The sequence below is a fragment of the bacterium genome (genome assembly GCA_018814885.1).
Classification (GTDB): Bacteria; Krumholzibacteriota; Krumholzibacteriia; order LZORAL124-64-63; family LZORAL124-64-63; genus JAHIYU01.
On the sequence record JAHIYU010000059.1, the window covers coordinates 1 to 26158 of the forward strand.

Below are 26158 nucleotides of genomic sequence, written 5' to 3' on the forward strand. Positions count from 1 at the left end.
ATCTGCGCCCCCGTCGCCGACAACGTGCTGACGCCGGACTTCGCGGCCCCCGCGCTGCACCTGCCCCTGTTCGGCGACCGCGTCGCGGCCGGCTTCCCCTCGCCCGCCGACGACCACCTCGACAACAAGCTCGACCTCAACGAGCACCTGGTGAAGCGCCCCGCCGCCACCTTCTTCGTGCGCGTGGAGGGCCGGTCGATGATCGGCGCCGGCATCCATCCCGACGACATCCTGGTGGTGGACCGCTCGCTCGAGGCGAGCAACGGCAACATCGTCGTGGCGGCCGTCGACGGCGAACTCACGGTCAAGCGCCTGCACTATCGCCGGGCGCGGCTGTTCCTGGAGCCCGAGAACCCCGACTACGACCCCATCGAGATCACCGGCGAGACCGACCTGGTGGTCTGGGGCGTGGTCACCAGCGTCATCCACAAGGTCTAGGCAGGTGTGACATGTCGCGCGTCTTCGCCCTGATCGACTGCAACAACTTCTACGTCTCCTGCGAGCGGGTCTTCGATCCCCGCCTGCGGGACGTGCCCGTGGTGGTCCTGTCCAACAACGACGGCTGCGTGATCGCGCGCTCGGCCGAGGCCAAGGAGATGGGCATCCCCATGGCGGCGCCCTTCTTCGAGTTCCGCCGGCTCGCGCAGCACAAGAAAGTGAAGGTCTTCTCCTCCAACTACGCCCTCTACGGGGACATGTCCGCGCGGGTGATGCGCACGCTGGCCGAGTTCACGCCGCGCCTGGAGATCTACTCCATCGACGAGGCTTTCCTGGACCTCAGCGGCAACGGGCGGCGCGACCTGATCGCCTACGGGCGCGAAATCGCCGCGACGGTGCGGCGGGCCACGGGCATCCCCGTCTCGGTGGGCCTGGGGCCGACCAAGGTGCTGGCGAAGATCGCCAACCGCATCGCCAAGCGGAACCCGGAGACCGGCGGCGTGCTGGACTTCACCGCCCTGGGACCCCACCGCGAGGCGCACCTGGCGCAGATCGACGTGAAGGACGTGTGGGGGATCGGCAGACGCTGGTCCGAGAGGCTCAGGCAACTGGGGATCAGCACCGCGCTGGACCTCCGCGAAGCCGACCCCCACCAGATCCGCCGCCGCCTGAGCGTCGTCGGCGAGCGCATCGTGCGCGAGCTGCGCGGCACCTCCTGCCTGGCGCTGGAGGATGCACCACCCAAAAAACAGCAGATCATGACCTCGCGGACCTTCGGCGAGCGCGTCACCGATCACCGGAGCATGCGCGAGGCCATGGGCACCTTCACCGCGCGCACCGCCGAGAAGCTGCGCGAGCAGAGGTCGCGGGCCCGGGCGTTGACGGTCTTCATCACCACCAGCCCCTTCAACGAACGCGAGCCCCGCTACAGCAACAGCGCCACGCGCGCCCTGCCCGGCGCCACCCGCGACTCCGGCGAACTGATCGCCGCCGCCATCGACGCCCTCGACGAGATCTGGAAACCCGGCTACCGTTACATGAAGGCGGGCGTGATGCTGCTGGACCTCGTGCCCGAGAGCCACGACCAGGGCGCCCTCTTCGCCGCGCCGCAGCCGCGGTCGCGCGGCCGCTCCAGCAGCCTGATGGACGTCCTGGACCGCCTGAACCGTGACCTGGGCCGCGGCACGGTGCGCTACGCCACCGAGGGATTGCGCAAGGCGTGGCGCATGAAGCAGGAGCACCGCTCCCCCGCCTACACCACGCGCTGGGACCAGCTGCCGGTGGTGCGGGGGTAGCTTCACGGAGTGCATGCGGTCAACCTGGAGGGGCCATGGGACGAGCACATCGATGCATACGGGTTGCCCCCCTCCTGGCCCTCATCGCGGCCGGTGGCCTGACGGCGGGCTGCAGCGGCCCCGACGACATCCACCGCTTCGAGTACGGGGTGATGGGCACCGTCGCCCGCGGCGAGATCTACGTCTGGGACCGGACCGAGACGCGTTCGCCGGCGCAGCTGGTGCAGGCGACCTTCGACAGTGTGGACGTGAGCCTGAGTTCCTGGCGCGACGACTCGGAGGTCGGACGCTTCAACGCGGCCCCCGCCGGCACGACGTTGACCGCCTCGAAGTGGTTGAGCACCTGCCTGCGCGTCTCCGACGAGCTGCGCGAGGTCAGCGGCGGCGCCTTCGATCCCAGCGCGGGGCCGCTGATGGACCTGTGGGGCTCCTACCGGCGACAGGGACGCCTGCCCACGGCGAGCGAGCTGGACTCGGCCCTGGCGCTGCTCGGAGGCTACGCGCACGACCCCTTCCGCCGCACCCTGACCAAGACCCGCGCCGGCACCCGCCTGGACCTGGGCGGCATCGCCAAGGGCTTCGCCGTGGACCGGGCCGTCGCCAACCTCATCGAGTTCGGCACCAGCAGCGCCCTGATCGACCTGGGCGGCAACGTCTTCGCCCTGGGCCTGCCCGAGGGCCGCGACGCCTGGCGCGTGGGCGTGCGCGATCCGCAGGACCCCGGCGAGATCCTCGCCACCTTCACCATGGTGAACCGGGCCGCGGCCACCAGCGGCGCCTATGAACGCTTCGTCGAGATCGACGGCCGCCGCTACGGGCACGTCATGAATCCGGCCACCGGGCGTCCCGCCGAGGGATTGCTCAGCGCCACGGCCGTCTGCCGCTCCGCCACGCTGGCGGACGGGCTGTCCACCACCCTCTTCGTCCTGGGACCCGATCGGGCGATGCGCCTCCTGTACGAGCACTATCCCCACGTGGACGCCATCCTGATCGTGCCCGCCGAGGAGGCCGCCACGGCACGGATCCTCGCGACGGCCGGCCTCGAGGGCAACCTGAGCCTGCGTCCGGAATACCGGAACCGCTACGCGCTGGAGTTCCTCGATTTCTGAAACAAACGGCCATTTCCATCCCCAAACAGGGTATCTTTCTTGGCGAGGCAGCGGAAAAGGTAGTACATTGCAGCGTGAATTTAGAGCAATCTGGACCGGATTCCAACGGACGAGAACGTCCGCCCGTCTATGCCCGACGGACGGCGCTCAAGAGGGATGAACCGATGTCGACCGAAGTCATCAAGCAGGAAGACGTGGTGATCCGCTTCGCCGGCGATTCTGGCGACGGCATGCAGATCACCGGCAGCCAGTTCACCGAGACCACGGCGCTGGTCGGCAACGATCTGGCCACCTTCCCCGATTTCCCGGCGGAGATCCGCGCCCCCGCGGGCACGCGCGCCGGCGTCTCGGGCTTCCAGATCCGTTTCAGTTCGGGTGACATCTTCACGCCGGGCGATTCGCCAGACGTGCTGGTGGCCATGAACCCGGCCGCGCTGATCACGAACTACCAGGACCTCAAGCCGGGCGGCATCGTCATCGCCAACACCGATGCCTTCACCGAGAAGGACCTGGCGCAGGCCAAGCTGGATACGAACCCCCTCGAGGACGGGACCCTCAGCGCCTACCGCGTCATCAAGATCGACATCAGCACGCGGGTGGCACAGGCCCTGGTCGACTCGCCCCTGAACAAGCGGGACGTCCTGCGCTGCAAGAACTTCTACACGCTGGGACTGATGTACTGGCTGTTCAGCCGACCCACCGAGCCCACGCTCGAGTGGCTGGCGCAGAAGTTCGCCAAGCGCCCCGAGCTCGTCGAAGCCAACCAGATGGCGCTCCGGGCGGGCTACAACGCCGGCAACACGCTCGAGCTCTTCCAGGGACGCTTCACGGTCGCGCCCGTGGAGAATGTCCCGCAGGGGACCTATCGCAACATCATGGGCAACGAGGCCCTGGCCCTGGGACTCGTCGCCGGCGCCGAACTGGCCGGGCTGCGGGCCTTCCTGGGCTCCTATCCGATCACGCCGGCCACCGACATCCTCCAATACCTGTCCACCATGAAGGGCCACGGCGTGGTCACCGCCCAGATGGAGGACGAAATAGCGGGCATCTGCACCGCCATCGGCGCGTCCTACGCCGGCATGCTCGGCATCACCACCACCTCCGGACCGGGGCTCGCGCTCAAGACCGAGGCCCTCGGGCTCGCGGTGATGACGGAACTCCCGCTGGTGGTCGTCGACGTGCAGCGGGCCGGGCCATCGACAGGCATGCCCACCAAGGTGGAGCAGGCGGACCTCAACCAGGCCCTCTACGGGCGCAACAGCGAGGCGCCCTTGCCGGTCATCGCCTGCTCGTCGCCGGCCGACACCTTCGACTGCACGGTCGAAGCCTGCCGCCTTGCCGTGGAGTACATGACGCCTGTGCTGCTGTTGAGCGACAACTACATCGCCAACGGCGCCGAGCCCTGGCGTCTGCCGGATCTCGACGCGATGCAGCCGTTCAAGGTCAGCCGCGCCAAGGCGGGCGACGACTTCCAGCCCTATGCGCGCGATGAGAGACTCGTGCGCCCCTGGGCCGTGCCGGGCACGCCCGGCCTGCAGCACCGGATCGGCGGCCTGGAGAAGGAGCACCTGACCGGCAACGTCAGCTATGACCCGGACAACCACCAGGTGATGGTCCAGTACCGGTTGGACAAGGTGCTCGGGATCCGGGACACCATCCCCACGCCGCAGGTCGGCGGCGCCGAATCCGGCGACATGCTCGTTATCGGCTGGGGCTCCACCTACGGCGCCATCCACACCGCCGTGGCGAAGCCGGAGAAACCCGGACAGCGGGTGGGGCACCTCCATCTGCGGCACCTCTTTCCGTTGCCAAACGGACTCGCGGAGATCTTCGCCCGCTACGAGAAGATCCTGGTGCCGGAGCTCAACATGGGCCAGCTGGCCAGATACCTGACGAGCGAGTATCCGCAGTTCCGCTTCACGGCGATGCACAAGGTGAAGGGCAAGCCGTTCAAGGCCGCCGAGATCCGGGCGCGCGTCACAGCCATGCTGGAGGACCGGTCATGAGCGAAACCCAGTTGAAATCCCGCGACTTCAGGCCGAACCAGGAAGTCCGCTGGTGCCCGGGTTGCGGCGATTACGCCATCCTCAACGCCACCCAGCAGGCCTTCGCCGAGATCGGCATACCCAAGGAGGATATCGTCATCGTGTCCGGGATCGGCTGTTCCAGCCGCTTCCCCTACTACATCGACACCTACGGCTTCCACAGCATCCACGGGCGCGCCCTGGCCATCGCCACCGGCGTGAAGGTCGCCAATCCCGACCTGTCGGTCTGGGTGGCGACCGGCGACGGCGACGCCATGTCCATCGGCGGCAACCATCTGATCCACGCCTTGCGCCGCAACGTCGACATCAAGATCCTGATGTTCAACAACGAGATCTACGGCCTGACCAAGGGACAGTACTCCCCCACCAGCCCCCGGGGGAAGAAGACCAAGACCTCTCCCTTCGGATCGCTCGACCATCCCTTCCATCCCCTCGAGCTGGCCCTGGGCGCCGGCGCCAGCTTCGTGGCCCGCACCATGGACACGCAGCCCAAGCACATGAAGGAAGTCCTGCTGGCCGCCGCCGCCCACAAGGGGTCGGCCTTCGTCGAGATCTGGCAGAACTGCATCATCTTCAACGACGGCGCCTTCAAGGACTGGACGCACAAGGACACGCGCGACGACAACACCGTGGTGCTGCGTCCCGGCCAGCCCATGGTCTTCGGCAAGGACAACGAGAAGGGCCTGCACGTGGATTGTCACGGCAACAGCATCGTGAGCGCCAAGGAGGCCATGGTGTGGGACCCCGGCACGCCCACGCCCGTGCCGGCCTATCTCCTGGCTGCCCTGGACCGCGAGCCCGACATGCCGCGGGCCGTCGGCATCTTCCGCGACGTGGCGCTGAGCACCTACGAGCAGGAGATCAACGACCAGATCGCACAGGTGCAAGCCGGCAACGGCGAGAGCACGCTCAGAGACCTGATCTACACGCAGGACGCCTGGACGGTCGACTGAGCCCGTCGTACCGGTCGACATCGCGACGCCGCTCTCCTGGGAGCGGCGTCTTTTCTGCTGGCGATCGACGCCGGACAGGTCGATCGTTGACAAGCTGGAACCCGCATCGGTAGGCTGCTCCGATCGTCGATGCGGACACCGGGAGGAACACGGCATGACACAACAGCGCGGACAGTGGAGCGGCCGACTCGGATTCATCCTCGCCGCGGCGGGCAGCGCCATCGGCCTGGGCAATCTCTGGAAGTTCCCCTACATCGCATACGAGAACCAAGGCGGGGCCTTCGTCATCGTCTACATCGGCGCGGTGGCCCTGGTGGGGCTGCCCATCATGCTGGCCGAGATCGTCCTGGGCAGGCGCAGCCAGCGCAATCCCGTCGGAGCCTTCATGCTGCTGGGCGAGAACCGCCCGGGCGGCTCCCTGTGGACCGGCATCGGCGTGCTCGGGGTGATCGCCGGCTTCGTGATCCTCTCGTACTACTGCGTGATCGCCGGCTGGACCCTGCGCTATATCCTGATGGCCGTCGGCGGCCAGCTGGGCGACCTGGCCGGAACGGCCGATGGTCTCGAGGAATATTTCGGCGGATTCCTCGCCAGCGGCCCGCAGCAGACCCTCTGGTATACCGCCTTCATGGCCATGACCGTCGGCGTTGTCTTCTTCGGCGTGCAGCGAGGGATCGAACGCGTGGCCAAGGTGCTGGTGCCGGCGCTGTTCGCGATCCTGATCGCACTGGCCATCTACGCCACGACCACCGACGGTTTCGGACGGGCCATGACCTTCCTCTTCCGCCCCAACTTCCACGACCTGAGCCGCGGCGCGGTTCTCGAGGCGCTCGGCCACAGCTTCTTCACCCTGAGCCTGGGCATGGGCGCCATGCTGACCTACGGCAGCTACATGAGGCGGCAGGACTCCATACCCCGCGCGGCCCTGACCATTTGCATGCTGGACACGCTGATCGCCCTGCTGGCCTGCGTCATCATGTTCTCGATCATCTTCAGCTTCGACCTCGAGGTGCGCAAGAGCTCCACCATCCTGTTCACGACCCTGCCCCTGGTCTTCTTCAAGCTGCCGGGCGGATCGCTGATCAGCGCCTTCTTCTACCTGCTGGTGGCCCTGGCGGCCCTGACCAGCACGATCAGCCTGCTGGAGGTGGTCGCGAGCTTCGCCATCGATCAGCTCAGGTGGACGCGCCGCCAGGCGGTCCTGACGATGGGCGGTGCCATCTACGTCTTCGGCGTCCTCAGCGCCTGGAGCTTCGGCGGCAGCCCCGCGCTCACGGAGATCAACCTGATCGGGAGGGCGTCGACGGCCGGCGTCTTCGGCACGCTCGACTACCTGGCCAGCAACTGGTTCCTGCCGGTGGGCGGGCTCCTGATCGCCCTTTTCACGGGCTGGGTGCTGCTGGGCAGGGACGCCCGTCAGGAGCTGGAACAGGGACACGGACCGTTCGGCCTGTTCGCCGGCTGGCAGGTCCTGGTCCGCTTCGTGGCACCCCTGGTGGTGGGGGCGATCATCGTGAGCGTGATCCTGGGCGCCGAGTACCAGTAGGCGGGGCGGCAGCGCCGGGATGCATGGCCAGGTCGATCCGGCCCGGGTGCGTCTCCGCTTCGTTCAGATGCCCCCGTCCACGATGATCGGCCTCTGGTAGACCGCGATCATCACGAACGCCAGGTTCATGCCCACGACGAACAGGAGAAAGAAGACGATCCAGATCCAGGGATTCTTCTTCATCCAGCGCCACATCGTCATGGCCCCCTGAAGGTGACTTCCAACCGTCGGCTCTGACCGGACAGCGAGTCGGTCACCGAGATGAAGACCGGAAACGACCCGCTGTACTCCGGCCTCGCCACGTAGAGGAAGACGGGCGACTGGCCGTCGCGCATCCCCTCCAGATGCAGCAGCGGCTGGGGGACGATCGCCTCGACCGCCGGACCGTCGCCGTCCTCCACCTCGATCAGGTAGGTGGCCGCCTCGTCGTCCTTGTTCTGGATGTGCAGGTTGATCAGATTGCGGATGCGCGCACCCTCGATGACGTAGGGCAGTCCCTTCGTCCGCAGGGCAGTGGCCTGGAAGTTCTCGCGGCTGGCGACCGACAGCGTGGCCACGGCCAAGCCGACCAGGCCCATGAAGGCATAGATGAAAGAACGCGGCCGCAGAAGATTCCTGCGCCCTTCGCCGCGGAACGAGCGCTGGGAATCGTAGCGCACCAGACCGCGCGGCCTGCCGATCTTGTCCATGATGTCGTCGCAGGCATCGACGCAGTTGGCGCAACCGACACACTCGAGCTGCAGACCGTTGCGTATGTCGATACCGGTGGGACAGACCTCGACGCAGCGGTAGCAGTCGACGCAGTCGCCGCCGTCGTCCACGCCCTTGCGCCGGGGCTCGCCTCGTATCTCGTCATAACCGATGATGATCGTGTCCTCGTCGATCAGCGCCGACTGCAGGCGGCCATACGGGCAGATGACGATGCAGGTCTGCTCACGGAACCAGCTGAAATTGAAGTACATCACGAGGGTCCAGAAGGTGGTCCAGCCGAAGGCCGACAAGTGGGTGGCGGGATCTTCCCACACCGCATGGATCAGCTCGCGGACCGGCAGGAAGTAGGACAGGAAGATGTGCGCGAGCAGCGAGGAGCCGGCGAGTATGAGCACGTGCTTGGCCAGCTTGCGCAGGAACCTGGCGCCGGTCAACGGCCCCAGGTTGCGGCGGATGCGCACCACGCGCGGGCCCTCGATCAGGCGTTCCAGCTTGCGGAAGACGCCCTCCATGAAGACCGTCTGCGGGCAAACGTATCCGCACCAGATCCTGCCCCACAGCGCCGTCACCACGAAGAGGCCGAAACCGAGGCCGGTGAGCACGAAGAACATCAGGTAGAAGTCCTGATTGGTGAAGGCGAAGCCGAAGAGATGCGCGGCACGTCCCGGCAGATCCACGTGGATCAGGGGGTGGCCGCCCACCCGGAGCCAGGGCATCAGCGCATAGATCGTGATCAACAGGGGGAACAGCAGGTTCTTCAGCATCTGCCAGCGACCATGCACATCTGCGGGATGGAGGAAGTTGCGCGACCCGTCGCTGTTGATGCTGTAGACGGTGTCCAGATCGGGTCGCCGCTTGCGCGACGCCCCGCCGTCGCTTCGATCAGCCATTGTCCGGAGCACCCTCCGGCGGGATTCCCGCACCCGCCGCCTCGGGCTCACCCTCGGGGGCCTTGCCGGGCACGTTGGTGTTCTTGATGCTGATGACGAACGCGACCAGATCCTGCACGCGCGAAGGACCCAGCTGACCGCCCCACGCCGCCATCCCCTTGGCCGGCACGCCGTCGGTCACGGTCTTGAGGATGTCGGTGGGAGCGCCGCCGTTCAGCCAGTGGCCGTCGGTCAGGTTGGGACCGACCAAGCCCTGTCCTCGATCCAGGTGACAGACCACGCAATAGGTCGAGAAGAGCTCGCGTCCCCTGGCCACGGTCTCCGGGAGCGTGGCCATGAGCATCAGGCTCTCGTCGGTGATGCCGCCTTCGGCCATCTTGGCCAGCTGGGCCTCGGCGGCGGCGATCATCTCCTGGTCGTACCTGGCCAGGGGCAGGTCCACGACCCTGAAGGTGTGGAAGACCAGCCAGTAGCCGAGCGCGAAGACGCAGGTGCCGTAGAGGATGATCAGCCACCAGTTCGGCAAGCGGTTGTCGTACTCCTCGATCCCGTCGTAATCGTGCCCGCGCAGCACGTCGGTCTTGTATTCGCTCATTCCCGTACTCCCTCTTCAGCGGGCGCCGCGTCGGCCTCGTCTTCGAGCGGCAGCGAGGCCATCCGTCCCACGTTATCGTCGTTTCGCAAAAGGACGAACACGTAGAACAGCACCGCCAAGAACGCGATGATGAAGGTCACCAGGCCGACCAGCGGCCACGCCAGGTATTCGTTCCCCCGGAAGAACCACTGGAACATGTCAGTCCTCCCCCCGGGCCGCCAGCGCGTCTCCGGCAGCCGGTGCCGTTGGTTGCGGACCGCGTCCGAGGCGCTGCAAGTAGGCGATCAGGGCGGTCAGCTTGCTGTCGGGCTCGACGACGATGTCCATGTCGGCCAGGTCGTCCGTGATGAGCCTGCCCTGGCCGAGCGCCGTGGCGGCGGCGGACGCGATCAGCTCGTCGGCGTAGGGCACGCCCAGGGTGCGCAGCACCTGCATCTTCCTGGCCGTGCCCGCGAAGTCCGCGGCCTGATCCTTCAGATGCGGATACGTCGGCATGTTGGAACCCGGCGAAGTGTTGCGCGGATCCATCATGTGCAGGTAGTGCCACAGATTGGCGTACTTGCCGCCTACCCGGTGCAGATCCGGCCCGGTCCGCTTCGATCCCCACTGGAACGGCGTATCGTAGATGAATTCCTCGGCCCGCGAGTACGCGCCGTAACGCAGCGTCTCGTGGCGGAAGGGCCGGATCATCTGGCTGTGACAGACGTAGCAGCCCTCGCTCACGTACACGTCGCGGCCCTCGAGCTCGAGGGGACTGTAGGGCATCTGCACGAAGACGTACGCGCCGCCCTCGGCCCAGACCGAATCGGCCAGCGCGACCCTGGGGGTCACGTCCTTCTTGGCGATCACCACGGGGATGATCTCCACCAGGCCGCCGACCAGAATCGCCAACAGCACCAGCACCGTGAAGGCCACCGAATGGCCCTCGACCAGATCATGCCAGCCCTGGCCGGTCCTGCGGAAGCCGATGGACATGGCCGCGGCGATGATCACCACGATGAAGCCTGCGAGCGCGATGGCGCTGCCGAGCACGCCGGTGACGAAGAGGACCAGGGACAACAGCACGAGCACGAGCGAGTAGACCACGGGCGCACCGCCCAGGAGCCGCCAGAAGCCGGGGCCGTCCTTGACGTAGCCCTGAACCTCGATCGCCACGTCGTGCGCCTTGCCGCTGCGGATCGTCGCCCAGAGGTTGACGATCATCATGACGGCGCCCACGAGATAGGCCAGCCCTCCGAGCATGCGCATATGGTACATGTGGCGCGAGGCCAGAAGGCCCTCTATGAAGTCGGGGTACTTGAGAAAGGCGTCGGCGTCCAGCGCGCGCCAGAACAGGCCCTGACTCACGCCCGAGATCCACATGGCGACGATGTAGAGCATGATGCCCAGGGTGCCGACCCAGAAGTGGGCTTCGGCCAGCTTGACCGACCAGAGCCGGGTCTTCCAGAGACGCGGCACCATCCAGTAGAGCATGCCGAAGGCCATGAAACCGTTCCAGCCCAGAGCGCCGCCGTGGACGTGGCCGATGATCCAGTCGGTGTAGTGACCGAGGGCGTTGACGCTCTTGATGGCCAGCAGCGGCCCCTCGAAGGTGGACATGCCGTAGAAGGTCACCGCCACGATGAAGAACTTGATGACCGGGTCGGTGCGCAGCTTGTCCCAGGCGCCGCGCAGGGTCAGCAGGCCGTTGAGCATGCCGCCCCAGGAGGGCGCCCAGAGCATGATGCTGAAGATCATGCCCATGGTCTGGGCCCAGTCCGGTAGCGCCGTGTAGAGCAGGTGGTGGGGCCCGGCCCAGATGTATATGAAGATCAGGGACCAGAAGTGCACGATGGACAGCCGGTACGAGTAGATCGGCCGGTCCGCGGCCTTGGGCAGGAAGTAGTACATGATGCCCATGATCGGCGTCGTCAGGAAGAAGGCCACAGCGTTGTGGCCGTACCACCACTGGACCAACGCGTCCTGCACGCCGGTGAAGACGGAATAGCTGTGGGTCCAGCCGGTGGGAATCTGCAGGTTGTCGACGATGTAGAGCACCGCGATGGTCACGATCGTGGCGATGTAGAACCAGATGGCGACGTAGAGGTTGCGCTCGTTGCGCTTGCCCAGGGTCCAGAAGAAGTTCACGGCGAAGACGACCCAGACCAGCGCCACCGCGAGGTCGATGGGCCATATCAGCTCCGCGTATTCCTTGCTCTGGGTGAGGCCCAGGGGATAGGTCACCGCAGCGGCGACGATGATCAGCTGCCAGCCCCAGAAGTGGACCCGGCCGAGCGCGTCGGAGGCGAGACGCGTCTTCAGCAGGCGCTGGGTCGAGTAGTAGATGCCGGCGAACATCATGTTGCCGACGAACGCGAAGATGGCCGCATTGGTGTGCAACTGGCGCAGCCGCCCGAACGAGGTCCACTGCAGGCCGAGGTTGGCCTGCCAGAAGGACAGCTGGGTCGCGACGATGACCCCGACGAGCAAAGCCACCGCGGCCCACAGGATGGTCGCGATGGTGAATGCGCGCACGATACCGTCGTCGTAGATGACGCGCTTGGTCACGGAAGTTGTGGCTTGCATGATGACGCGGAGCCTCCTCTCCTGGTGATGACGGGTTACGAACCCTCTTCGATCGTCTCGTCCACACCGTCATTCACGCCGGTGCCGTCGTCGTCATCCAGGGGCAGCAACGACAGGCGGTCGCCGTGCTCGAAATCGCCGCTCTTCAGTCTCGACACGAAAAGCAACAACCCGCCGATCACGAGCAGCAGACTGACGAAGATGGTCGCGGTCAGGACATCCACGTGGACCTCCCGCCCGCCAGGCGCGCGGCCGTCAGGCTCACGACGGTCACCGAGCTCAAGGGCATCAGCACGGCGGCGACGACGGGCGTCACCAGTCCGCTCAGGCACAGGGCCACGGCCGCCGTGTTGTAGACGGCCGCGAAGACCAGATTGCCGCGCTGGACGGTGCGCAGGCGTCCGGCGGCCTGGAGCGTGCGCCGCACAGCCGATACGCCATCCCCGAGGTAATAGAAATCCGCCTTGTGCGACAGCACGGCGCGGTCGATCGCGGGAGTCGCGGCACACCAGGCCGCGTCGAAGCTGGGACTGTCGTTCAGGCCGTCGCCGATCATCAGCGTATCGTCCGCATCGAGCGCCCTTACCGCCGCGGCCTTCGACTCGGGCGTCAGGCCGCCCCTGGCTCTCGCCGCGGGCAATCCCAGTTCGCCTGCCGCCTCGAGCACGCGCCCGGGCGCGTCGCCGCTGAGCAGGTGCACCTCGTAACCGGCGGCGGCGAGAGAGGCGACTTCCGCTCTCGCATCGAGCTTCATCTCCTCGGCGAAGGTTAAGCCGAGCAAGCAGTTGCCGTCGAGGCTAAAAAAGGTCCTGTCGGTTGGAATTGTCTCGGCATGCCCATCGGGCAGGGCGAAAGCCGCGCGACCGAAGCGCCACACGCCGGCCTCGTCTTCCCATTGCAGTCCGTGACCGCCGATCTCCCGCACCCCGTCGGCCCGGGGATCGAGCACGGCGCCGTCGGGATCGGTCGCCCCGCCGGCCAGGCCGAGCGCGGCGGCGACGCAACGGCTGGCGGGATGGTTGCTGCGACTGGTCATGTTCCAGAGGATCCCGCGCTGCGCGGCGGGCAGGGCCAGCAGACCGCGACGCGACGGATCCGCGAGCATCAGCTTGCCCCGCGTCAGGGTGCCGGTCTTGTCGAAAAGGATCTTTCTGATCCGCAGGGCACGATCCAGATAGCTTCCGCTGCGCAGGAGCACGCCGTGTCGACGCAGGGCCACATGCACGAGTTCGCGCGCCAGGGGCACGGCCAAGCCGAGGGCGCAGGGGCAGGTGACAACCAGGACGGCCACCGCGACCTCGATGGCCTTGCCGAGGCCCTCGCCGCTCCAGATCAGGAAACCGCCCACGGCCAGCAGGAGCACGGCGGTCACGTAGACGGTGGAGATCTTGTGCCACCAGCCCCGGCCCTCCTCCCTCTGTTCGGCGCCGACCCTCAGCAGCCCGTGCAGCCGGGAATCGGAGAAATCCTCCACGGCCGCGACCCGGAATCCCTGCTCGCCGGCGTTGAAAGCTCCGGCGGGCATCTTCTCGCCCGGTTCACGATGCTGCGGGGCGGATTCGCCCGTGATCCAGTCGAGGGAGATGATCGCGTCGCTCCGCATCAGCACGCCGTCGACGGGCACGAGATCGCCAGGGGAGATCCAGATCTCGTCTCCGCCGACGATCTCGGCGGCCGGCACGGCCCGCAGACGACCGTCCTGGAAGCGCCTGGCGTACAGATCGGCGATGCCGCCCGATTCCAGCAGGGCATTGCGGTTCTTCTCCAGCACCCATTCCTGTAGCCAGCGGCCGACCAGCATCAAGGCCACGAAGATGCTGATCGTATCGAAATAGGCGGCAGCGGGGCCTTCTCTGAAGTAAGCGACGGTGGAGCCCGCATAGCCGAGCAGCATGCCCAGGGCGATGGGCAGGTCCAGATGGGCCACGCGCCGCCGCAGGCCGCGCCAGGCGGACGTGAAGAAGGGCCAGCCGCCAATGGCCACCACCAGCCCCGAGAGCACGAAGCTCAACCGGCCGAAGAGCACGTAAGCGGGGCCGTCGTCCTGCGGGGAAAGCCCGAAGTAGTAGCCGAGGCTGTACATCATCACGTTCAGCGCCACCGAGATGGCGATGCCCATGCGGATCTGCAGGGAGCGCGAGCCGCGGCGGCGCGACTTGCGCGGCGGCCCGAAGCGGTAGCCGAATCGTTCCGCCTCGGCGAGATACTCGCCCAGGGCGCCGAGCCGGGTGTCCCACATCAGTTCGACCGTGCCCAGGGCCGGGTTGATGATCAACGACCTGCCGGCCGACCGGCGGGCGAACAGCTGCTCCAGGAGCCAGACGCAAGCGGCGCAGTGGACACCCTGCAGATCCAGACGCAGCCTCACGAGGCCGTCGCCGAGGTCGTTGTCGGGATCGGCGAGCATGAGTTCCAACCACGCCAGGTTGTCGGGACGCAGATCCGGCGGGGGCGCCAGGGAACCGGGACGCAGGTCGTAGAACCGTTCCAGACCGGTTTCGTTGATCAGCTGGTAGACCGTGCGGCAGCCCTGGCAGCAGAAGGGCCCCTGCCCGGGATCGTGGGAGGCGCCGAGATCCAGGCCGCAGTGGATGCACTTGCCGGGTGCCACGGGGGGCGAACCCGCACTTTCGGCGACCTGTGCATTCGTCGATATCCTCGGGGGCGGAACGGGATCCGGTTTGCCCATGGAACAGCGTCTCCTGCACGACGATCGATCGTACCGATTCTTATCCGGAGTGATATCATCCACTTGATATCGACACCACGTTACATCACCGCCGAATCCAAATCAAAATAAACATAACCCGGATTGTTTTGGATCTTGGATGTCCCTTGGCCCGGATCAATCATGAACGAAGTGGGGCCGTTTCCAGGCTGATCGTCATTAACTTCTTACCATATAACAAGTCCACCATACCGAAGATGCGCGACGAGTCCCCAAGCTGCCAGCCCGCGCAGGACGAGTTGCACCGCCATGGCGAGCACCAGGACGGCACCCAGACGATTAAAGAAGCGCCGGCTGGCGACGCTCAGACGAGCGGTGCCCAGTCCCAGCGCCAGCAGGACCGGAACTGTCCCCAGTCCGAAGAAGAGCATGGCCAGGGCCCCCTCGAGCGCGCTGCCGGTAGCCGCTGCGGTCATGGCGACGGTGTAGACCGGCCCGCAGGGCAGGAAACCGTTCGCCATCCCCAGCGCCCACCGACGGGGAACCGTCTGCGCGGTCAGCAATCCCTGGAGCCGGCCGGCGACCAGGCGCTGCATGCGGCCGCTCTCCAGCCAGCGCTGGGTCGGCAGCCAGCCGAGCAAGCCGGCGCCCAGCAGCAACATCAACGTGCCGACCAGGACGGACAAGCCGCCCTGAACCACCTTGCCGCCGCCCGTCAGCAGGGCGGCGGAACCGAGCAGGCCGAGGCCCGCTCCGATCAGCATGTAGCTCGACAGGCGCCCGGCGTGATAGATCGCCAGGCGCCAGAACAGGGCCCAGACACCGGCGCCGCGCTGGGCGACGGACACCGCCCCCACGAGCGGCCCGCACATGCCGATGCAGTGACCGAGGCTGATGGCCAGGCCGGTGCCGACCAGCAACACGAACTCGAACGGCATGGTCGCTTCGCTCATGGGAGTGCCACAGCAATCCACGTCTGGTTCCTTCCTGAATGCGGGCTTCGCGCGAGATTCCCCGAGAAGCTACCTCAGCAGGCTCGTCACCTCAAGTCGCGATAATTGCGGACGTTACAGCTATGAATTGAGACGAGGCCACTGAACGGGGCAGAGCTTTGCTCTTCCCGCACAACCTCTCATGGTCTATTTTCCCCTCGCAGAAGCGAAGACGAAGCTCGAACACTGCTAGGAACATGACCCGAGACGACGATGCGATGCTGCGTGACCTGGAAGCCTGGCGCACCGGGGCGGAAAGCCTTCCGGACGCGTTGCTCCTGTTGCGTGAGGCCGAGCGGCTCGTCACGAGCGACGCGCTGTCCGTCTCGACCTGGCACGCCTTCCTCGACGTAACGCGCGAACCGGAGTTCCTGCAGGCCTTGCCCGGCGACGAGGCCCGGCGGCGCTGGGCCGATGCCGCGATCGCAGCCGTCAGACGCACCGGTTTCACGCTCGAGGACCTGTTGGACCAGCGCGTCGGCGAACATCCCGACCGGACCTGGTTGAGAGAGAGCCCACTGATCGGCGGCAAGGCCTGGAGCTATGCCCGGGTAAGGGCGAAAGCGCGGGCCTACGCCGCGGCCTTCCTCGCTGCCGCGCCCGCGCCGCGCATGGCCCTGCTCACACCCAACAATCCCCGCGGCGTCTTCTGCGACCTTGCCTGCCTGTTGCACGGCATCCTCGTCACGCCCCTCTCTCCCCTCACGGACTCGGAGACGCTGGCCTGGATCTGCGACATCCTCGACATCAACATCATCGTCACCGGCGGCGCGGATCAGGCGGCCCTGGCCGCGACGGTCTGCGAGAGGGCGGCGGACGGCATCGTCCACTTCAGCCTGGAGGACGAACCGCCTCCCGCCTGCGCGGCACGTTCGCTGGAGGAATACTGCGCCACGTTGGCCCGGGCCGGGATCGACGCCGCCCTGGCGGCGCAACCCCGCTTCGACCTGGACGAAGTGGCCACGGTGATGTTCACGTCCGGCAGCACGGGCCGGCCCAAGGGCGTGGAATTCTCCCTCTGCAACCTGGTCAGCAAGCGTTTCGCGCGCGCCGCGGCGCTGCCGGCGGTGGGCCGGGACGAGGTGATGCTCTGCTACCTCCCCCTGTACCACACCTTCGGACGCTACCTCGAACTGCTTGGCTCCATGTTCTGGGGCGGCGAGTACGTCTTCGTCGGCAACAACTCGCGCGCGACCCTGCTGGCGCTCCTCCAGCAGGTCGAACCCACGGGACTGATCAGCATACCCCTGCGCTGGACCGAGATCCGCGAGAGCTGCCTGGCCCATCAAGACGAATCGTCCTCGGGATCGCTCCGCGACGAGGACTTCCGCGCGATCACGGGCCGTCGTCTGCGCTGGGGCCTGTCCGCGGCCGGTTACCTCGATCCCCGGGTGTTCCGTTTCTTCCAGCGTTACGGCGTCGAGCTGTGCAGCGGTTTCGGGATGACCGAAGCCACCGGCGGCATCACCATGACGCCTCCCGGCGGCTACCGGGACGATTCGGTCGGTGTGCCCCTGCCCGGCGTGGATGTCCGGCTGACCGAGCAGGGCGAGATGCAGATCTCGGGACCATACGTCGCCAGCTATCTCGACCAGGACACCCGGCCCGGCGACGGCAGCTGGCTGGCCACCGGCGACCTCTTCCGCCGACACGAAGACGGTCACCTGGAGATCGTCGACCGCATCAAGGACATCTACAAGAACGCCCGGGGACAGACGGTCGCACCTCGGCGCGTCGAGCAGCGTTTCGTGGAGGTGCCGGGCATCCGGCGCGTTTTCCTGGTGGGCGACCACCGCGTCTACAACGTCCTGCTGATCGTGCCGGATCCCGAGGACCCCGTGTTGCGGGGCGACCCCCTGGGACAGGTCGCCCGGGACTATTTCCACCGCATCGTCACGGCCGCCAACCGGGATCTGCTGCCGTTCGAGCGGGTCGTCAACTTCGCCGTGCTGGACAGGGACTTCAGCGTCGATCGCGGCGAACTGACGCCGAAGGGCTCGTACCGTCGCAAGATCATCGAGGAGAACTTCCAGACGGTCGTGGACGATCTCTACCGCAGCGACACCGTGGACCTGGCGGTGGGCGGCCTCACCATGCGCGTGCCCCGGTGGTTCCACCGCGACCTGGGCGTCCTGGAGACCGATATCACCGCGGGACATGACCGTCTCCACAACCGGGTGGACGGCCGCGAACTCGAGGTGGGCCGCGCGGAGGCCGGCCTGGTGCGCGTGGGCGATCTGCTCTACGAGCTCGAGACCGACACCGTCGAGCTGGGCCGCCTGGCGCGGCAGCCCGGACTCTGGGTGGGCAACCCGCAACTCGCCGCCTTCTGTCCCGTGCGCGACGGCTGGGACACGCAATACGGCGGCTTCACGCAGCACATCTCCCTCCCCTGGCGCGACGAGGGCGGCGAGCCGCCGCCGCCGGTCACGATGCCACCGCTGTCCGACAACCGCTTGCCCCGAATCCACGACCTCTGCCGCGAGGCGCTGTTCGGCGGCGGCGAGCGCGCGCTGAAGGCCGTGGTCGAGCTGGACAAAGTCCTCGACATCGGCGATCACCGCACCTCGGAGCTCATCAGGCGCCGGCTGGAGGCCCTCGCCCGTCATCCGGAGATGAAGGTGCGCTGCGCCGCCTATCGCGTGCTGCTGCTGGACGAGCCTTCCCCCGACTTCAGCGAAGTGCGCCCCAAGTTCCTCAACTCGGGTCTGCCTTTCTTGGACCGGGAAACCATCGAAGCCGTCACCCACGACAGCCTGGAAGGTCGGCGTCTGGATTCGTTCCGCCGGCGCTTGCACACGTACCGGCTCAACCTCGACTGGCCAGCCAACGAGGTGATGCACTCCCAGTTCGAGGGCATCTTCACCCTGCTGGCCGATTTCGCGCGCAAGAATCCCGCGTATTACGTGGCGGTCCGGGACGAACTCATCAGCTGGATTCTCCTGAAGAACGACCCCGTGATCTCATCCCTGGCCGAATGCACCGCCATGTCCCTGGGGAACTGGTACGAGATCTGGCTCGCGGAGACCTTGCCCTACCGCGGCACCTCGGCCTGGCAGGACAAGATCCTCTTCCAGGACGGCCTGGCGCGAGACGAGATCGATCGTCTCAACGAGACGCTCGTAGGTACGACCTTCCTGCAGCAATCGGTCCGCCTGATCACCGGCGGCGAGGTGCTGGACATACGCGAAGTGCCGAGGGGCGGGATCTGGGTCGGCCGCACGGCGGTGCGCCACCACCAGCGCTTCTACCGCATCAGCGTCAACACCATAAAGCGCAAGCACTACGATCTGCTGGTCGTGATATGGGACAGGGATGTCCTGTCCCTGAACAGGGACGACCAGCTGGCCACCATCTACTGGCTGATCGCACTGAGCGGCCATCCCCACGGGACACCCGTACTACCGCGCTTCGGCTGCTTCCGGCCAGCCATCGGCGCCATGTCACAGGCTTTCGTGAGTGACCTGAGCGTATGGGAACGCATCCGGGAATACGCCGGCGACCGCGGGGAGGCGCCGGGCACCGACAGCGCCCAGGCCTGGCGCCGCCTCTTCGTGATGGCCTTCGCGACCTTCCTGCGGGGCTGGAGGATCAGCGGCGAGAGCATCGTGCCGGGAATCGTCTCGCCCACCAACGTGGCCGTGCCCGAGCCGGACTTCCGCGAGGGCTCGCAGGTGCTGTCCCTGACCGGGTGGCGCCCGTACGAGAATCCCCTGAGCCTGGTGCAGCCCTTCCTGCACAATTTCTTCAAGCAGACGAGCGTGACGTATCCATGGCTCGAACATCACCTGGACCTGACGTGGATCTGCGATGCCTGCCTGGAGGTCATGGAACGGGACCGGGCGGAGAGATTCCTGGCCGAGTTGCAGGAGTTGCTGACGGATCATCCTCTCGAGGGCTACCGCGGCAGGCTGTCGCGGGAGCTGTCCGTCTATCGCGAGCGGATGAAGGTCGAACCATACCGGAGCTGCGCCCTGCGTGGCGCCGTCGAACGCTACCGCAGATGGGAAAACTCCAATCCGGGCGCCTCGAGCACCGCGCGCAAACAACTCGTCGATGAGATGCTGAACCTGTACGGGTTGACGGGCCCGCCCGACATCACGCGCTACATGCTCTACCGGCACACCTGGTTCTGGTCGGCCAGCGCGGAGATCGGCGAGGCCTTCGACGCCCTGCTGCGGACGCTGCATGCGAATCCCGGCCGTACGCCGACGGACATGGTGGAGATCTCCGACCTGCAGGCGCTGCTCGAGTCGCACGAGGACATGAGCGCCTTCCAGAGCATGGTCTTCCCCCATACGCGTCCCACCCAGCGCCCGGAGCTGCTTACGGTGGGTCAGGAAGACAGCCGCCAAGTCATCGTCGCGACGCTCATCGGCGACAAGACCGGCGCGAACTACACGGTGCGCGAACCCGTGACGCCGGCCGAGTACGGCCAGCTCTACCGGTTGTTCTTCAAGACCGGTTACTACAAGTCCATCTCCGACAGGGACCGTCACTTTATCGCCTACGACGACCAGGAACAGATCATCGGCGGCATCAGCTGGAACGAGGTGGACCCGGAAATCGTGCATCTCAACGGCATCGTGGTCGTCGGCTCGCTCCTGGGCCGCGGCATCAGCAGCGCCCTGATCGAGGACTGCTGCGCCCGGCTGGCCAACATGGGGTACGGAGCCGTCAAGACGCACTTCGTGTTGCGCCCCTTCTTCGAACGGCACGGGTTCCATCTGGACAAGCGCTGGGGCGGCCTGGTACGTCTGTTGAAGGAAGAGTCACAGGCCCGGGTGGAGTAGAGGCGACAGGGTCAGGCGCAGAAGCGGTCGCGGAAAACGCCATGGCGCAGGCCGCGGTTGCAGACGGTCATCTCGTCCGCGCCCAGCCGCGACATGAGCGAAGCGACGATGGCGGCCCCGGCGAGCATCACGTCGGCGCGCGCCGGATTCAGGCCGGGGATGCGCCGCTTCGCGGCGAGATCCATCCCGCGCAGGTACGCCACCGCGTTCTCCACCACCCGCCGCGACAGCGGTTGTCCGTGCACCCTCTCCGTCCGGCCGTCGATCACTCCGTAATGGACGGTGGCCAGACTGACGGCCGTCGAACCGATGCCCACGAGCCCGCCGGGCCAGATCGGCGCTTCCGCCAGGATCTCGGCCAGCTCGGCCGTCAGGGCCGCGAACTCCTCGTCCTCGACGGGATCGCTCTTGCAGTGGCGATCGGTCAGGACCCGCGAGCCCACCGGCAGGCTGAGGGCTTCGCGCACGCTTCCGCCTGCCCCGTTCACGACTTCCGTGCTGGCGCCGCCCGCGTCGAAAACGGTGACGGGACCATCGCCGAGCGCGAGCGACGACGCGGCGGCCAGGAAAGCCAGCCGAGCCTCCTCCTGGCCCGACAGCACCTTCACGCCGATCCGGCAGCGGTTGCGCACCGCTGTCGTGAACTCGCGGGCGTTGGCTGCCTGGCGCAGGGCCTGGGTACCTACGGCGACGATCTTCTCGGCGCCGAGACCCTCCGCGTGGTCCCTGAATTCCTTGATGGCGGCGATCGTGCGGTCCATGGCCTTCTCGGACAGTTCACCCGAACCGGCCAGTCCCTCGGCTAGGCGGTTGACCGTGGACCTGTCGTCTATGTCGGTGACGCGGCCGTGCACCACCCTGCCCATGTACATCTTCAGGGAGTTGGAGCCGATGTCCATAACCGCATATCTGCTCATGAGATGCTCCGATATCCTCGCCCTTGTCTTTACAGTGCGAAACGGCGCCGGGAATCCCGTCGGGGATCCGTCCCGGCGCCGATCTTCCCGGTGCTCGCTACTTGCCGCCCAGGACGCCCTTGAAGAACTCGCGCCGCATGCGGGCGATGTTCTCGATGGATACTTCCTTGGGGCAGACCGCCTCGCACTCGCCGTGGTTGGAACAGTTGCCGAAGCCCTCGGTGTCCATCTGCGCCACCATGGCCAGGGCGCGACGGCCGCGCTCGGGCGCGCCCTGGGGCAGGTACGAGAGCTGGCTGATCTTGGCGCTCACGAACAGCGAGGCCGAGGCATTGGGACAGGCCGCCACGCAGGCGCCGCAGCCGATGCAGAGCGCCGCGTCCATGGCCTTGTCCACGTCGGCCTTGGGGATGGGCACCGCGTTGGCGTCCGGTGCCGAGCCCACGTTGGCCGTGACGAAGCCGCCCTTCTGCTGGATGCGGTCGAAGGCCGCCCGGTCCACCACGAGATCCTTGATGAGCGGGAAGGGCCGGGCGCGGAACGGCTCGATGGTGAGGGTCTGGCCGTCGTGGAAGTGGCGCATGCGCACCTCGCAGGTGGTCGTGGCGGGATTGGGACCGTGGGCGATGCCCTGGACCACCAGGCCGCAGGTGCCGCAGATACCTTCGCGACAGTCGCTGTCGAACTCGACCGGCAGCTCGCCAGATCTGGCGAGCTGCTCGTTCAACAGATCGAGCACCTCGAGCAGGGACATCTCCGGCAGAACGTCCTCGACCGTGTACCTGGCGAAACCGCCCTTCGCGGCCCCCCGCGCCTGGCGCCAGATCTTCAGGTGGATGGTCATCGTCTCGCTCATCTCGCTTCCTTCCCTACTTGTAGCTGCGGGTCTTGACCTCGATGTTCTCGTACTCGAGCGCTTCCTTGTGCTGTGCGGGGGCGGCGCCGTCGCCCTTGAACTCCCAGGCTGCGACATACATGTAATTCTCGTCGTCGCGCTTGGCCTCCCCTTCCTCGGTCTTGTGCTCCTCGCGGAAGTGGCCGCCGCAGGATTCCTCGCGGTCCAGGGCGTCGCGGGCCATGAGCTCGCCCAGCTCGAGGAAGTCGGCGACGCGGCCGGCCTGCTCGAGCTGCTTGTTGAAGTCGGCGGATTCGCCTGGCACCTTGACGTCCTGCCAGTAGGCCCCGCGCAGGGCGGAGATCCGCTCGATGGCGCCCTCCAGGCCGGCCCTGGTGCGCGCCATGCCGACCTCGTCCCACATGATGCGTCCCAGCTCCCAGTGGAAGTCGCGGACCGTGCGCGAGCCGTTCACCTTCAGCAGCGCGTCGTAGCGGTTGCGCACGTCGTTTTCCGCCGCGGCGAAGGCGCCGTGATCGGTCGCCACCTTGTCGAGGCCGCCCCGGGCCAGGTAGCCCGCCACCACGCGCGGCACCACGAAGTAGCCGTCGGCGCAGCCCTGCATGAGCGCCGAGGCGCCCAGCCGGTTCGCGCCGTGATCGGAGAAGTTCGCCTCGCCGGCCACGAAAAGGCCGGGGATGGTGCTCTCCAGGTCGTAGTCCACCCACAGCCCGCCCATGGTGTAGTGGGGGGCGGGGTAGATCATCATGGGCGTGTGGTAGGGATCGTCGGCGGTGATCTCCTCGTACATGTCGAAGAGGTTGCCGTAGCGGTCGGCCACCACGTCGCGGCCCAGGCGCTCGATCGCGTCCGCGAAGTCCAGGTAGACGGAGCTGGAGGACATGTAGGCGCTCTTGCCGGCGTCGCACTCGACCTTGGCGGCGCGGGCCGCGATGTCGCGCGGCACCAGGTTTCCGAAGGCGGGATAGCGGCGCTCCAGGTAGTAGTCGCGCTCGGCCTCGGGGATCTCGTTGGGACGACGCTTGTCCCCGGGCTTCTTGGGTACCCAGACGCGTCCGTCGTTGCGCAGGGATTCGCTCATCAGGGTGAGCTTGGACTGGTAGTCCCCCATCTGCGGCACGGCCGTGGGGTGGATCTGCGTATAGCAGGGATTGGCGAAGAACGCGCCCCGCCGGTACGCGCGCCAGGCCGCAGTGGCGTTGCTGTTCACCGCGTTGGTCGACAGGTAGTAGACCGGCGAATAGCCGCCGGTGGCCAGGACCACGGCGTCGGCCACGTAGCGCTTCAGCTCGCCGGTGACCAGGTCGCGGCAGATGATGCCGCGCGCGCGGCCGTCCACCACCACCAGATCGAGCATCTCGTGGCGCGGGAACATCTTCACGGCGCCGGCGCCCACCTGCCGCGAGAGCGCCGCGTAGACGCCGAGCAGGAGCTGCTGTCCAGTCACGCCGCGGGCGTAGAAGGTGCGCGAGACCTGCACGCCGCCGAACGACCGGTTGGCCAGGGTGCCGCCGTACTCGCGGGCGAAGGGCACGCCCTGGGCCACGCTCTGGTCGATGATGTTCGCGGACAGCTGGGCCAGGCGGTAGACGTTGGCCTCGCGTGACCGGTAGTCGCCGCCCTTGATGGTGTCGTAGAACAGGCGGTACACGCTGTCGCTGTCGTACTGGTAGTTCTTGGCGGCGTTGATGCCGCCCTGGGCGGCCACGCTGTGGGCGCGGCGCGGCGTGTCCTGGATGCAGAAGTTGAGCACGTTGTAGCCCAGCTCGCCCAGGGTCGCCGCGGCGCCGCCGCCGGCCAGTCCGGTGCCGACGACGATCACGCTGTACTTGCGCCGGTTGGCCGGCGCCACGAGCGGCGTGTCCATCGCGTGTCGGTCCCACTTTTCCGTCAGGGGTCCGCTCGGGATCTTGGCGTCGAGGATCTTGCTCATCAGTGACCTCCCGGCAGGGTCGCTTGGCCGGCGGCTGGGTCGACGAAGAAATAGAGGTAGAGAGGCAGCACGATGTAGCCGGCCGCCATCAGCACGGCGAAGGCCAGGGCGATGCGGTTCAGCACCGGCATGACCCGGTCGTTGCTCCAGCCCAGCGACTGGAGCATGCTCCAGGAGCCGTGGCGCAGGTGGAAGCCCAGCAGGACCATCACCGCCGGGAAACCGAAGGCCCAGACGGGCTGCTTGAACGCCTCCAGCACCACGCCGAAGAGGTCCTTCATGTGGTGGCCGTCAGGACGGGGCAGCAGCGCGTGATCGCCGAACTTGAACATCCTGATGTGCAGGACGACGAAGGCGCCCAGGATCAGACCCGTGATGATCATCGTCCGCGACGACAGCGTCTTCTTGCTGGCGCCGCCCGCGTCGCGCTGCAACTCGTACTTCACCGGACGCGCCCGCTGCTTGTCGATCCAGGCGACCATCACCCCGGTCAGGATGTGGATGGCGAAGATCACGATCATCACGATCTCGAAGGCGTAGATCAGCCAGCCGTGCAGGGCGGTCTCGAGGAAATGCGCGTAGCCGTTGAAGGCCGACACCCCGATGAACAGGGTGAGGTTGCCGATCAGATGGACGATGATGAAACCGACGAGCATCAATCCCGTCAGGCCGTTGAGGTACTTCTTGCCGACCGACGACCAGACGGTTGTTTGGTTGGTGGACATTGACAGGCTCCAGCGCTGATGGCCACGGAGATATTGGTTGTCCGGAAATCAATAACACTTGCCAGGGCAGGATTCAACCTGGGATCTCTCGCGCAAAACAAAGGGGCCCACGCCGGTACGCGGGCCCCTGTTTGGTGTCCTGGATCGTCCCTCAGCTCTGCTTGAGCGCCTCGTTCAGCTCCATCAGCGCCTTCTTGCCGTCGCCGAACATCATCAGGCAGTTGTCGGCTGCGAAGAGCGGGTTGGGGATGCCCGCGAAGCCGGGGCTCAACGATCGCTTCACCACGACCACAGTACGCGCCTTGTCCGCGTCTATGATGGGCATGCCGGCGATGGGGCTCCGGGGATCGGTGCGCGCGACCGGGTTGACCACGTCGTTGGCGCCCACGACCAGGCAGACGTCCACCTGGGACATCTCGGGATTGATCTGGTCCATCTCCAGCAGCTTGTCGTAGGGCACGTCCGCCTCGGCCAGCAGCACGTTCATGTGGCCCGGCATGCGGCCGGCCACCGGGTGGATGCCGTATTCGACGGTCACGCCGCGGGCCTCGAGGATGTTGGCCAGGTCGCGGACGGCGTGCTGGGCCTGGGCCACGGCCAAGCCGTATCCCGGCACCACGACCACGCGCTGCGCGGTATCGAAGAGCATGGCCACCTCTTCGGGCGAGGCGGACTTGACCTTGCCCGCGTAGACCTCGTCCGCGGTGGCCGAGCCCACCGCCGGCGCCAGCGTGCCGAAGAGCACGTTGGCCAGCGAGCGGTTCATGGCCACGCACATGATCCGCGAAAGGATGATGCCCGAGGCGCCCACCAGCGAGCCGCCGATGATCAGCACGTTGTTCATCAGCACGAAGCCCGTGGCGGCGGCCGCCAGGCCCGAATAAGAGTTCAGCAGCGCGATCACCACGGGCATGTCCGCGCCGCCGATGGGAATGGTCAGGCTCACGCCCAGCACCCCCGCGATGGCCACCACGAGCCAGTAGGCCGTCAACCGGGACGGGTCGAGCGAGAGCCAGACGATCGCGGCCGTGGCGCCGGCGGCCAGCAGTAGGTTGAAGATCTTGTGGCCGGGGAAGGTGATCTGTCCGCCGGGCAGGCGACCGGCCAGCTTGCCGAAGGCGACCAGC

Annotated in this window: 19 protein-coding genes; 7 read left to right on the forward strand and 12 right to left on the reverse strand. The window is 66.8% G+C overall.

All coding sequences use genetic code 11. The features are described 5' to 3' along the window. The first annotated feature begins 24 nt into the window (after positions 1-24). The 6 genes from umuD (at position 25) to KJ554_03390 (ending at position 7386) form a co-directional block, all read left to right on the forward strand. Positions 25-438: a translesion error-prone DNA polymerase V autoproteolytic subunit gene (gene umuD / locus KJ554_03365; GenBank protein ID MBU0741377.1), complete on the forward strand. Its 414-nt coding sequence runs from the start codon at positions 25-27 to the stop codon at positions 436-438. Positions 439-449: 11 nt separating this feature from the next. Further along, positions 450-1733 carry a translesion error-prone DNA polymerase V subunit UmuC gene (gene umuC, locus KJ554_03370; GenBank protein MBU0741378.1) on the forward strand — a complete coding sequence of 428 codons (1284 nt, stop codon included), beginning with the start codon at positions 450-452 and terminating at the stop codon, positions 1731-1733. 35 nt (positions 1734-1768) lie between these two features. Next, on the forward strand, positions 1769-2842 hold the full coding sequence (locus tag KJ554_03375; GenBank protein MBU0741379.1) for an FAD:protein FMN transferase: 1074 nt from the start codon (positions 1769-1771) through the stop codon (positions 2840-2842). 164 nt (positions 2843-3006) lie between these two features. Further along, positions 3007-4848: a 2-oxoacid:acceptor oxidoreductase subunit alpha gene (locus KJ554_03380; GenBank protein ID MBU0741380.1), complete on the forward strand. Its 1842-nt coding sequence runs from the start codon at positions 3007-3009 to the stop codon at positions 4846-4848. Then, complete coding sequence (locus KJ554_03385) at positions 4845-5840, forward strand: 2-oxoacid:ferredoxin oxidoreductase subunit beta (GenBank protein MBU0741381.1); 996 nt, start codon at positions 4845-4847, stop codon at positions 5838-5840. The genes KJ554_03380 and KJ554_03385 overlap by 4 nt, the downstream gene beginning before the upstream one ends. Positions 5841-5994: 154 nt before the next feature. Further along, positions 5995-7386 (forward strand): sodium-dependent transporter, encoded by a 1392-nt coding sequence (locus tag KJ554_03390; protein ID MBU0741382.1) that lies wholly within the window; start codon positions 5995-5997, stop codon positions 7384-7386. A gap of 197 nt (positions 7387-7583) precedes the next feature. Here the strand turns inward: KJ554_03390 and ccoG are convergent, their stop codons facing one another. From ccoG to KJ554_03425, 7 genes are all read right to left on the reverse strand, one after another. Continuing rightward, complete coding sequence (gene ccoG / locus KJ554_03395; protein MBU0741383.1) at positions 7584-8987, reverse strand: cytochrome c oxidase accessory protein CcoG; 1404 nt, start codon at positions 8985-8987, stop codon at positions 7584-7586. Next, positions 8980-9582, reverse strand: a complete 603-nt coding sequence (locus KJ554_03400; GenBank protein MBU0741384.1) for a c-type cytochrome — start codon at positions 9580-9582, stop codon at positions 8980-8982. The genes ccoG and KJ554_03400 overlap by 8 nt, the downstream gene beginning before the upstream one ends. Beyond that, complete coding sequence (locus tag KJ554_03405) at positions 9579-9779, reverse strand: hypothetical protein (GenBank protein ID MBU0741385.1); 201 nt, start codon at positions 9777-9779, stop codon at positions 9579-9581. Before KJ554_03405 ends, KJ554_03400 begins: the two co-directional genes overlap by 4 nt. 1 nt (position 9780) lies before the next feature. Beyond that, positions 9781-12147 (reverse strand): cytochrome-c oxidase, cbb3-type subunit I, encoded by a 2367-nt coding sequence (gene ccoN / locus KJ554_03410; GenBank protein MBU0741386.1) that lies wholly within the window; start codon positions 12145-12147, stop codon positions 9781-9783. Between the two features lie 35 nt (positions 12148-12182). After that, positions 12183-12371: a cytochrome oxidase gene (locus KJ554_03415; GenBank protein MBU0741387.1), complete on the reverse strand. Its 189-nt coding sequence runs from the start codon at positions 12369-12371 to the stop codon at positions 12183-12185. Then, a complete protein-coding gene (locus KJ554_03420; protein ID MBU0741388.1) occupies positions 12359-14758 on the reverse strand; it encodes a heavy metal translocating P-type ATPase metal-binding domain-containing protein in 2400 nt (799 codons plus the stop codon). The genes KJ554_03415 and KJ554_03420 overlap by 13 nt, the downstream gene beginning before the upstream one ends. 284 nt (positions 14759-15042) lie before the next feature. Then, positions 15043-15768, reverse strand: a complete 726-nt coding sequence (locus KJ554_03425) for a sulfite exporter TauE/SafE family protein (protein ID MBU0741389.1) — start codon at positions 15766-15768, stop codon at positions 15043-15045. A 236-nt stretch (positions 15769-16004) separates the two neighbouring features. Between KJ554_03425 and KJ554_03430 the strand changes: the two genes are divergently transcribed. Beyond that, on the forward strand, positions 16005-20600 hold the full coding sequence (locus tag KJ554_03430) for a GNAT family N-acetyltransferase (protein ID MBU0741390.1): 4596 nt from the start codon (positions 16005-16007) through the stop codon (positions 20598-20600). 11 nt (positions 20601-20611) lie between these two features. On the opposite strand, the gene KJ554_03435 is transcribed toward KJ554_03430, so the two are convergent. The 5 genes from KJ554_03435 to KJ554_03455 all read right to left on the reverse strand — a co-directional run. Then, the gene (locus tag KJ554_03435; GenBank protein MBU0741391.1) at positions 20612-21517 is read right to left on the reverse strand and encodes a hypothetical protein; all 906 of its coding nucleotides are present in this window, start codon (positions 21515-21517) and stop codon (positions 20612-20614) included. A gap of 97 nt (positions 21518-21614) precedes the next feature. Next, positions 21615-22361, reverse strand: a complete 747-nt coding sequence (locus KJ554_03440) for a succinate dehydrogenase/fumarate reductase iron-sulfur subunit (protein ID MBU0741392.1) — start codon at positions 22359-22361, stop codon at positions 21615-21617. 25 nt (positions 22362-22386) lie between these two features. Further along, positions 22387-24306, reverse strand: coding sequence for a fumarate reductase/succinate dehydrogenase flavoprotein subunit (locus KJ554_03445; GenBank protein ID MBU0741393.1), 1920 nt, complete (start codon positions 24304-24306; stop codon positions 22387-22389). Beyond that, positions 24306-25031, reverse strand: coding sequence for a succinate dehydrogenase cytochrome b subunit (locus tag KJ554_03450; protein ID MBU0741394.1), 726 nt, complete (start codon positions 25029-25031; stop codon positions 24306-24308). The genes KJ554_03445 and KJ554_03450 overlap by 1 nt, the downstream gene beginning before the upstream one ends. Positions 25032-25182: 151 nt before the next feature. Next, the coding region (locus tag KJ554_03455) for an NAD(P)(+) transhydrogenase (Re/Si-specific) subunit beta (protein ID MBU0741395.1) at positions 25183-26158 on the reverse strand (976 nt) is incomplete at its 5' end.

What these genes read in the sequence shown, in the direction of transcription:
- umuC (MBU0741378.1), top strand. Translation starts at nt 450, where the DNA reads ATGTCGCGCGTCTTCGCCCTGATCGACTGCAACAACTTCTACGTCTCC.
- KJ554_03375 (MBU0741379.1), top strand. Translation starts at nt 1,769, where the DNA reads ATGGGACGAGCACATCGATGCATACGGGTTGCCCCCCTCCTGGCCCTC.
- KJ554_03380 (MBU0741380.1), top strand. Translation starts at nt 3,007, where the DNA reads ATGTCGACCGAAGTCATCAAGCAGGAAGACGTGGTGATCCGCTTCGCC.
- KJ554_03385 (MBU0741381.1), top strand. Translation starts at nt 4,845, where the DNA reads ATGAGCGAAACCCAGTTGAAATCCCGCGACTTCAGGCCGAACCAGGAA.
- KJ554_03390 (MBU0741382.1), top strand. Translation starts at nt 5,995, where the DNA reads ATGACACAACAGCGCGGACAGTGGAGCGGCCGACTCGGATTCATCCTC.
- ccoG (MBU0741383.1), bottom strand. Translation starts at nt 8,987, where the DNA reads ATGGCTGATCGAAGCGACGGCGGGGCGTCGCGCAAGCGGCGACCCGAT.
- KJ554_03400 (MBU0741384.1), bottom strand. Translation starts at nt 9,582, where the DNA reads ATGAGCGAATACAAGACCGACGTGCTGCGCGGGCACGATTACGACGGG.
- KJ554_03405 (MBU0741385.1), bottom strand. Translation starts at nt 9,779, where the DNA reads ATGTTCCAGTGGTTCTTCCGGGGGAACGAATACCTGGCGTGGCCGCTG.
- ccoN (MBU0741386.1), bottom strand. Translation starts at nt 12,147, where the DNA reads ATGCAAGCCACAACTTCCGTGACCAAGCGCGTCATCTACGACGACGGT.
- KJ554_03425 (MBU0741389.1), bottom strand. Translation starts at nt 15,768, where the DNA reads ATGAGCGAAGCGACCATGCCGTTCGAGTTCGTGTTGCTGGTCGGCACC.
- KJ554_03430 (MBU0741390.1), top strand. Translation starts at nt 16,005, where the DNA reads ATGACCCGAGACGACGATGCGATGCTGCGTGACCTGGAAGCCTGGCGC.
- KJ554_03435 (MBU0741391.1), bottom strand. Translation starts at nt 21,517, where the DNA reads ATGAGCAGATATGCGGTTATGGACATCGGCTCCAACTCCCTGAAGATG.
- KJ554_03440 (MBU0741392.1), bottom strand. Translation starts at nt 22,361, where the DNA reads ATGACCATCCACCTGAAGATCTGGCGCCAGGCGCGGGGGGCCGCGAAG.
- KJ554_03445 (MBU0741393.1), bottom strand. Translation starts at nt 24,306, where the DNA reads ATGAGCAAGATCCTCGACGCCAAGATCCCGAGCGGACCCCTGACGGAA.
- KJ554_03450 (MBU0741394.1), bottom strand. Translation starts at nt 25,031, where the DNA reads ATGTCCACCAACCAAACAACCGTCTGGTCGTCGGTCGGCAAGAAGTAC.